We start from the raw sequence: 345 nt of genomic DNA on the forward strand, positions 1-345 counted from the left end.
TGTAGGCGAAGGACATGCGAAAGGTCCGGCGTAGAGGGTAAGACCCCCGTAGTCGAAACATCAGCGGCTCGTTTGAGAACCACCCAAGTAGCATAGGGCCCGAGAAATCCTGTGTGAATCTGGCGGGACCACCCGTTAAGCCTAAATATTCCCTGGTGACCGATAGCGGATAGTACCGTGAGGGAATGGTGAAAAGTACCGCGGGAGCGGAGTGAAATAGTACCTGAAACCGTGTGCCTACAAGCCGTGGGAGCGTCGCGCATCGAGCTTGCTCGGTGCGTCGTGACTGCGTGCCTTTTGAAGAATGAGCCTGCGAGTTAGCGGTGTGTAGCGAGGTTAACCCGT

At 55.9% G+C, this 345-nt stretch carries 1 rRNA gene; it reads left to right on the top strand.

Annotation, left to right across the window (positions count from 1 at the left end):
* Window positions 1-345 (top strand): 23S ribosomal RNA (locus ACX6XY_RS30130); the annotation flags it as partial.

Source organism: Streptomyces sp. O3 (assembly GCF_054788135.1).